The organism is Actinomadura sp. RB99 (assembly GCF_014706005.1).
Taxonomy (GTDB): domain Bacteria; phylum Actinomycetota; class Actinomycetes; order Streptosporangiales; family Streptosporangiaceae; genus Spirillospora.
Genome location: NZ_JABMCA010000034.1, coordinates 47,319 through 61,966, shown reverse-complemented (window position 1 = coordinate 61,966; position 14,648 = coordinate 47,319). Strand labels below are relative to the sequence as shown.

Sequence of the window (14,648 nt, the reverse complement as noted above, 5' to 3'; positions counted from 1 at the left end):
CCCCCTCATGCCCTTGGAGCGACCATGTCGCTGGCCCCGGAGAACACCCTCCCGCCGCTGCGGACGAGCACCACCGACGACCCCGACGTCGTCGCCGAGCAGCGCGCGGACGACTACACCAGCCACGCCGTCCCGCCCACCGCCAGAGTCGGGCGCTGGCAGCTCACCATGTCCTTCTGGTCGCTGCTGAGCGCCATGGTCTGGCTGTTCTACGGCGCCCTGGCCGCCGGCCTCTACGGCACCTCCGCCGCGCTGACCGCCATCGGCGTCTCGGTGGCGGTCTACAGCCTGATCAACATGCTGCTCGCCGGGTGGGCCCGGCGCAGCGGCCTCAACAGCACGCTGCTGTCGCGGCGGATGTTCGGCGTCGTGGGCGCCTCGCTCACCGCCCTCCTGGTCGCGGCCAACACCACCTACTACGCGGTGTTCGAGAGCAGCACCCTGGCCGTCGCGTTCGAGCACTACACCCCGGGCTGGGACGTCCGGGTCTGGTACGCGATCGTCGCCCTGGTCATGCTCCCGCTGATGCTCGGCGGCGTGCAGACGTGGATGGCCCGCCTCAACGGCGTCCTGCTGCCCCTCTACCTCGTGGGCATCGTCGTCGCCGTGATCGTCGCCGCGGTCAGGTTCGACGGCGGCGGCTGGCTCTCCTTCCAGGGCCTCGTGCCGCCGGAGGCCCGTCCCATGCCGGGCTGGCTGCTGAGCGTCATCCTCTACATGGGCATCTACCTCACGATGCCCACCACGGTGGACTTCGCCCGCTTCGCCAAGCCCGAGGACGACCGCTTCCACAAGCACGTCACCTTCGGCTGGGTCTTCTACGTCCTGCTGTTCGCGGCCAACGGAGCGGCGGGCATCTTCCTCGTCCGCGCCGCCATCCCCGACCGGCCGGCGGCCGAGACGGGGGTCGTCGAGGCGATCATCGCCACCCTCGGTGCCGCCGGGCTCGTCCTCATCGTCGTGTCGCAGGCCAGGATCAACAGCCTGAACTACTACCAGGCGTCCTCGAACTGGGAACGCCTCATCGCCGGCCTGACCGGGCGGCGGCTCGGACGCATCCCCCTGGTCCTCGCCACCACGGCCGTGGTCTTCCTGCTGATGCTCACCGACGTCTTCAGCTACCTGAACAGGGCCCTCACCTGGCAGGGCGTGTTCCTCGTCAGCTGGGTCGGCATCGCCGTCACCCACTACGCGCTCGTGCCGGGGGACCGCGCTTCCGGGCCGGAGTTCCGTGCGCTGCGGCTGCCCCGCGTCACCTGGGGGCTGGCCGTCTGGCTGGTCGCGGCCGGGACCGGCATCTACTGCGCGGAGGGCCCCGGCGTGCCCGCACTGCTCGCCGAGGGCGCACCCGTCGTCGCGCTGGTGCTGAGCGTCGTCCTCTACGCGTTGGCGGTCAAGGCGCGCCCGCTCGCGGTCTCCGCCAGGCCGGATCCGCGCCTGGAGGTCGAGGACGCCGCGGCGACGCGGGCCGAGTGCCACCGCTGCGCGAAGTCCTACGTCGTCCTCGAGATGGACCGCGAGCCCGCGGCCGGCGACGCCCCCGTCTGCGACGGCTGCGCGACCGCCACGCTGGCCCGGCGCCGCTGACCCACCGGACCGCCGCCGACTTACCGGACACACCCAGGAAAGCGAGCACCGATGGCATTCGACAGCCTCTTCCAGCCCGTGACGATCGGCACCCTGAAGGTGCGCAACCGCATCGTCAAGTCGCCCAACACGACCGGCACCTGCAACCCCGACGGGACCGTCACCCAGCGCACGATCGACCACTACCGGACGCTCGGCGAGGGCGGAGCCGGCCTCGTCATGGTCGAGTACACCTACGTCGACGACGACGCGGCCAAGTCCATCCACGGGCAGCCCGGCGCCTCCAACCAGAACCATGTCGCGGGCCTCGGCTGGCTCGCCGACGAGATCCGGGCCGGCGGCGCCCGCGCCGGCCTGCAGCTCGTGCACAGCGGCCGCCAGCGCTTCCTCGGCACCGCTCCCATGAAGTCGGCGTCGGACTCCTCCTGGGACGTCGCCGAGATGCCGTTCGGCATCCGGCCCACACCCATGACGATCGAGGAGATCGGGGGAGTGGTGCGCAGCTTCGGCGAGGCGGCGGCGCGAGCCCACGCGGCGCGCTTCGACCTCGTGGAGATCCACGCCGGGCACGGCTACCTGATCACCAACTTCCTGTCCCCGCACACCAACAAGCGGACCGACGAGTACGGCGGCGGCGCGGAGAACCGCCGCCGCATCCTGCTGGAGATCGTCGACAGCGTCCGCGCCCGCGTGCCGCGCGACTTCCCGCTGAGCGTCCGGCTCTCGGTCACCGACTACGAGCCCGACGGCATCACGATCGAGGAGACCGTCGAGCTGTGCCGGCTGCTGGAAGAGCACGGCGTCGACGTCGTCCACGCCTCCGGCGGCCACCACGCCCTGCAGCACTACGAGGCCAGCTCCTGGTTCATGCCGCGCCAGCTCCACCGCTGGGGCTGGGAGAAGATCAAGCCCGTCGTGTCGATCCCGGTCATCGCCTCGGGCTCGCTCGTCTCCCCGGAGGTGGCGGACGAGATCATCGCCTCGGGCAGCGCCGACCTCGTCTCGGTCGGACGCGCCATGCTCGCCGACCCCCAGTGGCCCGAGAAGGCCCGCACGGGACGGCACCTGGAGATCGTCCCGTGCATCCGCTGCAACGACGGCTGCCTGGTGCGGGGCCTGGAGGCCCAGCGCAGCGTGGGCTGCACGGTCAACCCGACCGTCGTGGAGGAGGGGCGCTTCCCGATCGGGACGGCGCCCGCCGCCAAGCGCGTCGCCGTCGCGGGCGGCGGGCCGGCCGGGCTGCGGGCCGCCGCGATCCTGCACGATCGGGGCCACCGGGTCGTGCTGTTCGAGCCGCGGGAGCTCGGCGGCGACCTCAACCACGCCGTCGGCTCGACGTTCAAGATCGACATCGCCGAGCTGCGCCGGCACCTGGTGCACGAGGTGGAACGGCGCGGCATCGAGATCAGGAGGGCCGCGGCCGACGCGGCCGCCCTCGCCGACGGATTCGACGAGGTCGTCCTCGCCACCGGCGCCCCGCAGCGGCCGTTCCCCGGCCCGGTCTCCGACACGGCGCTGGTCATCGGCCCGAACGACGTCACCGCGCACGCGGAGGCGCTGGCGGGACGATCGGTCGCCGTCGTCGGCGGCGGCTTCCAGGGGGTCGAGACCGCGATGCGCGTCGCCGAACTGGAGGGCACCCGCGTGACCGTGCTGGAGAGGGGCGACTCGCTCATCCGCGGCGACGAGGTCCACTACGACGCCGAGGAACTGCCCAAACTCCTCGTCAAGGCCGGTGCCGAAGTGAGGCTCGGCCACGAGGCCACCGCGATCGAGGACAAGGGCGTGCGGGTCCGGTCGGACGGCGCCGAGAGCCTGGTGGAGGCCGACGCCGTGGTCGTCGCGCTGGGCAGGGAACCCTCGAGGAGCACCCTGCAGGCCGAGCTGGACGCGGCCGGCGTCCCGGCGCGGACCATCGGTTCCGCCGACAGGCCCGGCCGCGTGTTCGACGCGATCCACGCCGCCTTCTGGACGTCCCGCCTCATCTGAACCTCCGGACGCGGCGGCGGGCTTCGGCCGACCGCACCAAGGACCAGAGGACGGCGCACCGGACCACCGCCCGCCCGGGATGAGCCTCGCGCAGGCACCGGGCGGGCGGGGATCTCCATAGCCGGTCCGCGCGATCTGCGGGTCGGTGGATATCGCGCACTGATTGGTTGGGGTGTCCGTTCTCGTGGCTTGAGGGTCGTCACATGGTGATGGCCACGGTGCCTGCCACGTTGCCGCCGGTGCGGGCTTGGAGTGCCTGGGCTATGCGGGTGAAGGGGTAGGCGGTGGTGTTCAGGGTCAGGCGCTGCTCGGTCAGGTCGGTGAGCAGACGGTGGAAGACCTCGTCGGGGACGGGTCGGCGGACCATGTTCAAGGGGAGCAGCCTGATGTCCTGGGCCAAGAGGGAAGGCAGGTCGAGGGTGAGGGTCTTGCCGGCGACGTAGCCGATGAGAACGGCCCGTCCGCCCGGGCGCATGGCCGGCAGGAGGGCGGGCAGGGTGTCGCCGCCGATGGTGTCGAGAAGCAGGTCGACGCCCCCGTCGGCAGCCGCCGAGGTCAGAGCCTCGGGGCCGCGGCCGATGAGGACCTCATGGGCGGCCGGGGGTACGGAGGCGGCCTTGTTCTCGTCGCGTACCAGGGCTATCACGTGGGCGCCGGCCCGGGCGGCGAGTTGGACGGCCAGCGAGCCGACGCCGCCGGAGGCGCCGGTGACCAGGACGCGTTCCCCCTCGGCGACGTGGCCGACCGGGTCGACGGCGGCCCAGGCCGTGGTCATGGGGGAGTAGCAGGTGGCGGCGAGCGCGGCGTCGGCGTCGGCGGGGATGGTCCGTACCGCGGTGAGCGGGGCGGTCACCTGCTCGGCCCAGGTACCGGGCCGTTCCAGGCCGATACCGCCGCCCCGGACCAGGACCCGGCGTCCGAGCAGCGAGTCGTCGCCCGCGCTGACGGTGCCGATGCCCGCTGCGCCGGGAATGAACGGCAGTTCGGGGCGGTAGGCGAAGGTCCCGGACATCAGGGTGAGGTCCAGGTGCGTGACGGCGGCGGCCTCGATGTCGACGGTCACCTCCTGGTCCCCTGGGTACGGTGGCGCGACTTCCTCGACGGCCGGGGCGGTGTTCCACCCGTGCAGGCGGGCAGCGAGCATGACGGACTCCAGCGCGCTACGGACCCTGTGACGTGAGGAGCAGGGTCCGGGGTCGATGAGCTCGTTCGATTGATGCAATGAGGTTCACAGGCAGCGAAGCGGTGTGCGGATCGGCCGCCGCGTGACCCTGTTTCAGCAGGCTAAGTGGTGAGTTCATGCTGCTCGGCGCCGGGGCCGGGGGCAGCCGCCGTCGATGACTCAGGGGTTTCGGTCAGGAACTTCTGGGCCCGTATAACGGTGGGCCTCGGTCCCGCTGGCACAGATCCATAGCCGCTTGACCGGCCCCCGGCCACCCCGGCGCGGGCTTTTGGCGTGGCCGTTTGTGGGCGTGTGTGTCCAAGGACGCGTCCTGACCGGACGGCAAGGGTGATGATGCCGCCATGAGCGGACGCGTGCTGGCGTGGGCGGGCGTGGCGGTCGCGGTGGTGGCCGCGGTGGTGCTGGCGGTGTTCTGGCTGGTGCAGGGGCTGGAGCAGGCCGGATGGCTGGCCGGCGTGCTCAGCGCGTTCGCGGCGCTGGCCGCGTCCGTGATGGCCCTGCCCCTTCGGCCCCATCCTTCTGCCGCCGCTACGAGCAACACCTTCAGCGGCGGAACCAACGTAGGCCCGCTCGTGATGGGCCGCGACATCAGCGGTCCGGTCACCTCCGGCTCGCCGGCCTCCACGCCGCCGACTGCCCCTGCCCCGCCGCCCCGCGCCGAGTCCGAGTCCGGGTCCGCGGGCAGCCCTGAGTCGGAGGACGAGTCAGCGGACGGGACGGTGTCCAACACCTTCAGCGGCGGGATGAACTACGGTCCGCTGGTGATGGGCCGTGACATCAGCGGCGCCGTGACCTCTCACGGAACGCCTGCACCCGGCGCCGCGCAGCCCTCGCCTGCCTCTCCCCGGCCCGTTGAGGACCCCTCCGATGAGGCGGCCGGGCGCGCCTCACGGGATCGGCCCGACGATGCGTCGGCGGAGGCTTGAGTGCCGGTGCCGCAGACCCGGAACGAGATCTCGGGTGGGATCGTGGTCGGCCCGGCGATCCTGGGCCGCGACATCACGGTCATGCTGCCGCCGCAGGTGTCCTTGGCGACCTCGGGACTGCCCGCGGGCTCGCCCGCCTTCACCGGACGGCAACGCGACCTGGACCGGCTGCTGGACTCCCTGACGCCCACCGCTTCCGCCGACCAGGCCGGGACCGAGCGAGCGCAGGCGGTCGTGGTGACCGCGGTCGGCGGCCTGGCGGGAGTGGGCAAGACCGAACTGGCCGTCCAGGCCGCGCGGGCGGCGCTGCGGCGCGGCTGGTTTCCGGGCGGTGTGTTGTTCGCCGACCTGTTCGGCTACGACGACGACCGCCGCCGCGACCCCGGCCAGGTGCTGGAAGGCATGCTCGGCGCCCTCGGCGTCCCGGGCGAGCACATCCCGACCCACGCCCAGGACCGCTCGCGCGTCTTCCGGTCGATCCTGGCCGAGTTCGCCGCCCGCGGCCGCCGGGTCCTGGTGGTCGCCGACAACGTCAACACCCCCCACCAGGCCGAACTGCTGCTGCCCACCGACGGGAGGAACGCCGCGATCGTCACCTCCCGCCACACCCTGGCCATGCTCGACGCCCGCCTGCTCGACCTGAACGTCCTGGACGTCGACGACGCGGTGGCGATGCTGGACGAGACGCTGCGCATCGCCCACCCCCACGACACCCGCATCCCCGGCGACCCTGTCGGCGCCGCCGCCCTGGCCGAGGCGTGCGGGTATCTGCCCTTGGCGTTGCGGATCGCCGCAGCGCTGCTGGCCGAAGACCCCGGCCACACCCCCATCGCCCTCACCAGCGAACTCCACCAGGTCCAGCCCATCGAAGGACTGGCGTACGGACGCGACGGCGTGCGGCGCGCGTTCGAGCTGTCCTACCGCACCCTCACCCCCGACCAGCGGCACCTGTTCCGGCTGCTGACCGTCAACCCCGGCCCCGACACCTCCACCACCGCGGCCGCCGTCCTCACCGGCCAAGACGAACCAACCACCCGAAAGAGGTTGAAGGACCTGGCCCGTGCGCACCTGATCGAACGCGGCACCGCCCCCGACCGGTGGCGAATGCACGACCTCGTCCGCCAGTACGCCACCACCCTCGGCCTGCAACACGCCGACACCGACCAGCGCGACCAGGCCCTGCACCGCCTGCTGGACCACTACCTCGCCGCCACCAGAGCGGCCGACGCCCATCTGGACCCGACCGCCGCCGACCCGGCCGCCCGCGGGTTCGCCACCCGGGAGCAGGCGCTGGCGTGGCTGGACACCGAACTGCCCAACCTGACCGCGGCCGCACGCACCGCCGCCGACACCGGCCACCCCAAGACCACCGTCACCCTGGCCCTGGCCTTGGCCCGCTTCCTGGATTGGCGGCGGCTGTTCAACGACTGGATCACCCTGTCGACCCTCGCCCGCGACACCGCCGCACGGACCGGCGACCGGCACGGCGAAGGTGGAGCATTGAGCACCCTGGGGCTCGCACTGGTCGGGGTGCGGCGGTTCGAGGAGGCGGTCACGGCCCACCAGGACGCCGCCGCCATCTATCGCGAGCTCGGCGACCGGCGCAGTGAAGGCGGGGCGCTCAACAACCTGGGGAGCGCGCTGGCCCAGGTGCGGCGGTTCGACGAGGCGATCACCGCCCACCAGCAGAACCTGGCCATCTTCCGCGAGACCGGCGACCGGCATGGCGAAGGCGGGGGACTGAACAACCTGGGGAGCGCGCTGGTCGGAGTGGGGCGGTTCGAGGAGGCGATCATTGCCCATCAGGACGCTGCCGACATCTTCCGCGATCTCGGCGACCGGCGCAGTGAAGGCGGGGCGCTGGGCAACCTGGGGAGCGCGCTGGTCGAGGTGGGGCGCTTCGAGGAGGCGGTCGCGGCGCACCAGGACGCCGCCGGCATCCTCCGCGAGCTCGGCGACCGGCATGGCGAAGGCACGGCACTGAACAGCCTGGGGAGCGCGCTTGCCGGGGTGGGGCGGTTCGAGGAGGCGATCAGCGCCCACCAGGACGCCGCCGACATCTTCCGCGATCTCGGCGACCGGCACGGCGAAGGCGGGGCGCTGAACGACCTAGGCCTCGCGCTGGTCGAGGCGGGACGGTTCGACGAGGCGGTCACCGCCCACCAGCAGGCCGCCGCCTTCTACCACGAGACCGGCGACCGGCAAGCCGAAGGCACGGTGCTGGGCAACCTGGGGAGCGCGCTGGTCGAGATGGGGCGCTTCGACGAGGCGATCGCCGCCCACCAGCAGGACTTGGCCATCTGCCGCGAGCTCGGCGACCGGCACGGCGAAGGCACGGCCCTGACCAACCTGGGGAACGCACTGCGGCAGGCGCGGCGGTTCGAGGAAGCGATCGCGGTGGGGCTGGCGGCCGTGGAGAGCTTCGCCGAGGTGGGCGACGAGCCCGGCGAGACCATCGCCCGCCGGGCTTTGGAAGAGACCCGCCGAGCCGGCATCAGCCCGGACCCTGATCATTCATAGATGATGCCTGCTTGCGAGATAGGGCGCCGGTTCGGGAATCCCGCGCAGGGCGAGGTAGCCATCCCGGCCGAGGTCGAGGCGGGCGGCCAGGCCGATGTCGATGGCCCAGGGGTTCCCGGCCGTGATGTGGCTGATGACGGCCTTCTGCCGGGTGTGCGCGAGGGCCTCCCACAGGAGCCGCTCGGCGGTCTCGACCTGCGCGGCGGCCAGCAGGATCGGATTCCCCTCGTCCTTGTCGAGGTAGACGTAGCCGGGCCGCTCGCCGGGGGAGGACGAGACGATCAGCCGCCGCCGCTCCAGCATGTGCGGATGGTCGGCGCCGTGGGGGCCGCCGCGCAGGGTCACGTCGAGCACGTCCATCCATTCGAAGTCGTCCGGGCGTCCTTCGCGGAGGCCGTCGATCGCGGGCAGGACGCTGCGGTCGACGCGTCCGGTCATGCTCATCAGCGGGTGCAGTGCGAAACCCGCGAGGCGGTAGCGGCGGGTCGCGGCCGGGTGCGGCGACGAGGAGATCAGGCCGGGACGGTCGCCCGCGTGCGCCAGGGCGGCGTCGAAGAGCCTGCGGCCGACGCCTTTGCCCTGGAGGCCCGGCAGGACGCTGAAAACGGCCAGGTACCAGACGCCGCCCCGGTTCTGCGCGACCGCGAGGCCGACGATCTCGCCGCCGCCCGCCTCGGCGACCCAGCAGCCGCCGGGGTCGGTCGCGACGTGGTGGCCGATCCCCTCGATCCAGGCGCGGGCCGCGGCCTCGTCCAGCGGCTCGGGCTCCGGCTCGTCCCAGCGCCGGTGCATCCGGTCCGCCTCCAGAAAGGCGGCGTCGGAGGCGCGCTGGGCGGCGGGCAGGTCGTCCGGTGTCATGAGTCTGATCCGCACGGAGTCCATGGGACGCATGGTCCCGCAGGGATGAGACGGACGTCACGCGCATTTTCGACGGCATTCGAACATGTGTACGGGGTATCGCTCGAGCCGCGCCCGGAGTGGTTCGTCGTCCCTGCTGAAAAGCCTCATGGCCAACTCCCTGGCCGCCGACATGGAGCGACTGGCCGTCATGATCGCCATCGCCAGTTGATCCTGGTCCCGTACTTTGGGCGGGTGGTTGGTTCGGCTGATGGCGACCTGGGGCGCTAGTCGCGCGTGCGCAACGCCTGTGCGAGCGCGTCGACGGTTACGCCCACAATGGCCAGGAGTTGCGCCGGGCTCGCCCCGGCTCTGCTCATGACGGCGAGAGACTGGTTCACGGCGGCCACGTGTTCGGCGAAGGCCTCGGCGTCCTGGTCGGTCAATCGGCCGGCCTTCAGCGCGGTGCGCAGACGCAGGCGCTGGACGCCCAGCGCCTCCTTCGCGTGCGCCGCGATGCTCGGGCTCAGCACCGGGATCGCCATGGCCGATTGGGCGACCAGGCATCCATCCGGCAGTTCGGGATCGGCGATGCGCTCGAGGGTGACGTCGAAGAACGCGCGAACGGCTGTGAGGGGCTCCGAGGCCGCACACGACAGGGCGGCGTCGTACTTGTCGCCGTAGCGCGTGGCATAGCGCTCCAGGCAGCGCAGGAAGAGCGTGTCCTTGTCGCCGAGCGAGGAGTAGATGGAGCTGCGGTTCAGGCCGGTCGCCCGGGACAGATCGTCTAGCGAGGTGTCGGCGTAGCCGGCGCGCCAGAACTGGATCATCGCGGCGTCGAGCGCCGCGTCCATGTCGAACTGCTTCTTGCCTGCCACGTGGCACGTCCTTGCCGGTGTGTCGATGTCTCGGGCTGCGCTGCGCACCATCCTATCTTGAACTAAACAGTTCAAGATGTGTTAGCCTCCGGGCATGGTCATGGCAGGGCGTCCCTCGCACCTCGCGGCAGCGCGACAAGCTGGCCACGGAGTCCCGGCCGCCGTCGTCCTCATCTGCACCGTCCTCATGGCCGGCCGCTCTCGTCATCTGCACCGCATCCGCGGGCCTAACCCGCGGGCGAAGCACCGAACCAGCACACCTAACACCGATGGAGAATCCCCGTGACCGACCCCGCGACCAGCGCTTGGCGCGCCTGCGAAAGCAACCCTGTCCCCGACCTGCCCCTGCACGATCTGGCGGGATTCGATCACCGCTGGGTCGACGCGGACGGCGTCCGCCTTCATGCCGTCGAAGGCGGTCGGCCGACCGGCCCGACTGTCGTCCTGCTCGCGGGATTCCCGCAGACCTGGTGGGCTTGGCGAAAGGTGATGCCCAGCCTCGCCGGCCGGTTCCACGTCATCGCGATCGATTTGCCGGGTCAGGGCCACTCCGAGCGTCCGGAGTGCGGCTACGACACGCACACGGTCGCCGCGCACGTCCACGCGGCCGTGAAGGCTCTCGGGGTGTCGACCTATTGGCTGGCCGCCCACGACATCGGCGCCTGGGTTGCTTTCTCTCTCGCGCTCCAATTCGAGAGCCAACTGCGCGGGGTGGCTCTGCTCGACGCCGGCATTCCCGGCATCACCCTTCCGGAAGCGATTCCCACCGACCCGGAGAGGGCGTGGAAGACCTGGCATTTCGCGTTCCACCTTGTGCCCGACCTGCCCGAGACGCTGCTCGCCGGCCGCGAACGGGACTACGGCGGCTGGTTCCTGAAAACGAAGGTCCTCTCACCCGACACGTTCGACGACGCCGAGCTCGACCACTACGCAGCGGCCGTCGCCGTCGACGGTGGCCTCCGCGCTTCCCTCGCCTACTACCGGGACGCCGCCGAGTCGGCGCGCAAGAACCACCAGGTGCTCGAGCGGCAGCACCTCACCGTGCCCATCCTCGGAATCTCCAGCAGCCACGGCTCCATCCCGGACATGGCGGCCTCCGTCAGCCCATGGGCCGACGACGCGACCGGGGTCGTCGTGCCCGACGCCGGACACTTCATCCCCGACGAGCAGCCCGACGCCGTCGCCGCCGCGATAGCCGACTTCGTCCTCGACGGCGACTGACACCGGTCGATGTCACGAGCGCCGCCCGATCTCCCCGGTGCCGTTCACTTGAAGCCGCGTTTCAGCCCAGGAGGCCATTCAGGACACGGCCGATCGCGTCGTCGAATAGATCCGCACCGGCCGCATCCGGCGGTAGAGCGGCGCCGGGGGTACCGTGGCCGCCACGCGTGCGCAGTCAGGCAGTTAGGCGTGCCGCAGAGGAGGCGGTGGCGTGCTGCCGCGCCTTCTGATCCTGGCGGCCGGGACCCAGCCTCCGGAGTGGGATGCTGTCGTGCTCCGCCGGGATCAGCCCCAGCATGCGTCCCGACATCCGGCGCCCGAGCGTCCATCTGGTCGTCGGGCGCGGCTTGCTGCTCGTGTTCGCGGAGCATCCGTCGACCTGCACCGGCGTAGGTATCGCCGTGCTCATCGCTGGCGACCGCGCCCGCCGAGCCGCCGGGGCGCCCCGAAGGACCGTCTTCACCGGGCGGTGCGGACCTGGTTCAACACGGCCCCGACCGCGTACCTCGTCGAGGCGCGCGCCGAGGTGCGCACGCTGCTGGCGGAGTCGGGCGGCGGTTCCGACAGGCTCCGCGTCCGATCGGACGGGCGGATCGCCCCGCGAGCCACGCCGAGGCCCGCGCGTGGCTCGCCAGCCGGGCCCGAAGTCATCGTCCCGGGCTGCTCGCCGTCCGGGAGCGGACGTCGGACGACGGTGAGCCCCTGCCGGGGCGAGGCGCCGCGCTGGCTGCCCGGCATGCTCGCGACTCAGCAGATCGGCGGCGCCGTCGCGTCGCGTTGCCCGCTGGTCAGCGCGGACTAGGTTCTGGGAGCGGAGTCCCGCTGTCCTGGGGCAGCGCCACCCGTGCATGGGACTACCAGCAGGTGTTCACCAGTAGCACCAACCCGCCCGACGACGCACCGCACTCGGCGCGGTGTTCTTGACCGCCTGCCCTGGGTTCTGGCTGAGCATGACGAAGGTCGACACGACCCGCTCGTGACGCGGACCGCTCTTGGAGTCCTTCGCACCGGCCATCGCGCGCTCCCCGATCACACCTCCTACCGATGCCGTCGACTCCGCCGACCGCGGCACATTTTTGATCATGGAACTGTAGGGTCGGTCGTGCCGTTTGGCGCCGCTGGGAACGCGCCGGTGGCGGCTTCCGCACGTCCCGGCGCCTCTGCGGCGACACCCCCCGAAGTGAGGAAGACACCGTTGAAACGACGTCCCAGGTCGGTGGTGGCCGCTGCGGCCACCGTGCTCGCCTGCATCGCTGCGGCTCAGCCCGCCTTAGCCGATGGTTCCGACCCCGCCGGCGTGGTGCCCGTCTCGGGCACCAGCGCGCTGCCGGCGGGCTGTGGCCTGCCCGCGGGCGACGGCTACGTGCTCAACCCGAACACCGAGGTCCAGCCCATGGTGGCGCGGGACCCGAAGCGGCCGTGGCATCTCGTCACGGTGTACCAGCAGGACCGGTGGAATCGGTACGGCAGCAACGGGGCCGTCACCGCCGTCTCCGACGACTACGGTGCGACCTGGCATCCGTCGGCTAACCAGCCCGCCTTCTCCCGCTGCAACGGCGGAACCGCGGCCAACGGCGGAGACTACGACGTGACGACCGACCACTGGATCACGGTCACGCCGTCCGGTGCGGCGATCGCCGCGTCGTTCTCGCTGTCGCGCACCGGCGAGGTGACGGCCATCCTCGTGTCGCGGTCCGGTGACGGCGGCAAGCACTGGGACGCTCCCGCGACGCTGCAGCGGGACGACAACCCCGAGTTCTTCAACGACCGTCCGGCGATCACCGCCGACCCGTACCACCCGGGCGTGGTCTACGCGGTGTGGGACCGGGCCGACACCCAGTCGAACGGAGACTGGGTGCAGCCGGTCTACATGGCGAAGTCGACCGACGACGGGCACACCTGGACCACGAAGAAGGTGTACGACTTCCCCGCCAACAGCGGCGCCATCGGCACCGAGCTGGTCCCGATGGCCGACGGGACGCTGGTGATGGGCCTGCACCAGGAGACCAACACCACCGCCGCGACCCAGGTCATCCGCTCGACCGACGGCGGCAGCACCTGGTCGGCGCCGACGCTGAACGTGGCGGCCCCCTTCGCGGTGGGCACCAAGATCCCTGACCCGGACAACTCGGGTGACCCGGTGCGCAACGCGACGCTGCCGCTGCTGGCGGCCCAGCCGAACAGCAAGGTCGTGAACGCGGTCTGGCCGACCCAGGACGCCGACGGCACCTTCCACGTGGCGTACGCCCGGTCCACGGACGACGGCAAGACCTGGTCCAGCCCGGTCCGCGTGGACAAGACCCCCACCGGTTCGGCCGCGGTCCCGGCGATCGCCGTGTCTCCCGGCGGCGCCCTGGCGGTCACGTACTACGACTTCCGCAACAACACCTCGGCCGCCACGCTGCCCACCGACTTCTGGGCCGTGACCTGCGGGAGCGACTGCACGAAACCCGGGGCGTGGCGCGAGCGTCACATCGAGGGCCCGTTCGACGCGCGGGCGGTCCCGTCGACGAGTTCCGGCCGGATGCTCGGTGACTACACGGGCCTGCTCTCGACCGGCTCCGCGTTCGTGGCCGTCTACGGCGTGGCCACCGGCGACACCGCCAACCCGGTGGACATCCACAGCGCGACCTTCTACAACTGACCAGCCGGACGCGACCCGTCGGGGGCTCCCGGCCCCCGGCGGGTCGCACGCGGTCCGGCCGCGCTCGGCCGACCTCCGAACAGCGGGTTTCGTCCCGCTTCACTGTCGAGTGGCAGGGGTGAGCGGCGCGGACGCGGGATACGGAGCGCCCGCCACGGCGCGGATCAGCGGATTCGGCGAATGACCATCGACGACGTCGCATGATTCTGCAATCGCTGGTGTCGCTGAGCGCAGCCGCCACGGAGCGCGGTCGCCTCTACGGCAGTGCCCGTGCTCCGTCCCCCGTCCTTGGTCGGCGGCCCGGCGTGTCGGCCGAGCACCACCGATGCGGGGCGCCAATGCGAGCCGCCTCTGGTCAGGGATCACTCAAGTGCGGCGGTTCCCATGGCCCCACGGTGTTATTGCAGCCGAGGGGCGAAGACGTAGGCGGCTGATGGCTCCACCGGCTGGACTGTGCCACCGCGAACCTCAGTCATGATGCGTTGGATCGCTGGCGGTTCGCCGCTCCCGCGCGGGTGAGCGGGAGTGCATGCCGACGGCAGATCACGGGACGACCAGGGGATCGTCAATGCCCGGGCTGATGAACAGCGGCACCAGCTCCAGCGTGATGTGCGCGATGGGAGGTGCATCCGTCCCGCTGCTGGCGCGAGGAATGGCCCTCACCGCGAGCACGGTTCCCGGCGCTCCTTCTGCGACTGCACGAGCATGAGGTGGTGTGCTCATGGCCTATGACTCCGAGTACGCCCAGTCTTTCGGGCGAGGTCGGCGAGCGAACCGGCGTCGGCGGGTGCACAGCTGCGTCGCGGCACCCTGACGAATGATCTCGCGTACTCCGCCGGCAGCGGCCGCCTCGATCGTCTCGG

At 71.6% G+C, this 14,648-nt stretch carries 10 protein-coding genes; 7 read left to right on the top strand and 3 right to left on the bottom strand.

The window, feature by feature from the left end; translation table 11 throughout:
• Positions 1 to 24 precede the first annotated feature (24 nt).
• On the top strand, positions 25 to 1,587 hold the full coding sequence (locus tag amrb99_RS27415) for a cytosine permease (RefSeq protein WP_190861262.1): 1,563 nt from the start codon (positions 25 to 27) through the stop codon (positions 1,585 to 1,587).
• 51 nt (positions 1,588 to 1,638) lie between these two features.
• Positions 1,639 to 3,576 carry an FAD-dependent oxidoreductase gene (locus tag amrb99_RS27410; RefSeq protein WP_190861260.1) on the top strand — a complete coding sequence of 646 codons (1,938 nt, stop codon included), beginning with the start codon at positions 1,639 to 1,641 and terminating at the stop codon, positions 3,574 to 3,576.
• A gap of 199 nt (positions 3,577 to 3,775) precedes the next feature.
• Here the strand turns inward: amrb99_RS27410 and amrb99_RS27405 are convergent, their stop codons facing one another.
• Entirely contained in the window at positions 3,776 to 4,720 is a 945-nt protein-coding gene (locus amrb99_RS27405; RefSeq protein ID WP_190861258.1) for a zinc-binding alcohol dehydrogenase family protein, read from the bottom strand.
• A 380-nt stretch (positions 4,721 to 5,100) separates the two neighbouring features.
• Between amrb99_RS27405 and amrb99_RS27400 the strand changes: the two genes are divergently transcribed.
• On the top strand, positions 5,101 to 5,685 hold the full coding sequence (locus amrb99_RS27400; protein WP_190861257.1) for a hypothetical protein: 585 nt from the start codon (positions 5,101 to 5,103) through the stop codon (positions 5,683 to 5,685).
• The gene (locus tag amrb99_RS53325; RefSeq protein ID WP_190861255.1) at positions 5,686 to 8,205 is read left to right on the top strand and encodes a tetratricopeptide repeat protein; all 2,520 of its coding nucleotides are present in this window, start codon (positions 5,686 to 5,688) and stop codon (positions 8,203 to 8,205) included.
• On the opposite strand, the gene amrb99_RS27390 is transcribed toward amrb99_RS53325, so the two are convergent.
• On the bottom strand, positions 8,200 to 9,078 hold the full coding sequence (locus tag amrb99_RS27390; RefSeq protein ID WP_206700128.1) for a GNAT family N-acetyltransferase: 879 nt from the start codon (positions 9,076 to 9,078) through the stop codon (positions 8,200 to 8,202). The two genes, amrb99_RS53325 and amrb99_RS27390, sit on opposite strands and share 6 nt — an antisense overlap.
• A gap of 251 nt (positions 9,079 to 9,329) precedes the next feature.
• On the bottom strand, positions 9,330 to 9,920 hold the full coding sequence (locus amrb99_RS27385) for a TetR family transcriptional regulator (protein WP_190861252.1): 591 nt from the start codon (positions 9,918 to 9,920) through the stop codon (positions 9,330 to 9,332).
• 282 nt (positions 9,921 to 10,202) lie between these two features.
• Between amrb99_RS27385 and amrb99_RS27380 the strand changes: the two genes are divergently transcribed.
• The 3 genes from amrb99_RS27380 (at position 10,203) to amrb99_RS27370 (ending at position 13,785) form a co-directional block, all read left to right on the top strand.
• Complete coding sequence (locus amrb99_RS27380) at positions 10,203 to 11,141, top strand: alpha/beta fold hydrolase (RefSeq protein WP_190861250.1); 939 nt, start codon at positions 10,203 to 10,205, stop codon at positions 11,139 to 11,141.
• Positions 11,142 to 11,610: 469 nt separating this feature from the next.
• Positions 11,611 to 11,943, top strand: a complete 333-nt coding sequence (locus amrb99_RS27375) for a hypothetical protein (protein WP_190861249.1) — start codon at positions 11,611 to 11,613, stop codon at positions 11,941 to 11,943.
• A gap of 393 nt (positions 11,944 to 12,336) precedes the next feature.
• Positions 12,337 to 13,785, top strand: a complete 1,449-nt coding sequence (locus amrb99_RS27370) for a sialidase family protein (protein ID WP_190861247.1) — start codon at positions 12,337 to 12,339, stop codon at positions 13,783 to 13,785.
• The last annotated feature ends 863 nt before the right edge of the window (positions 13,786 to 14,648 follow it).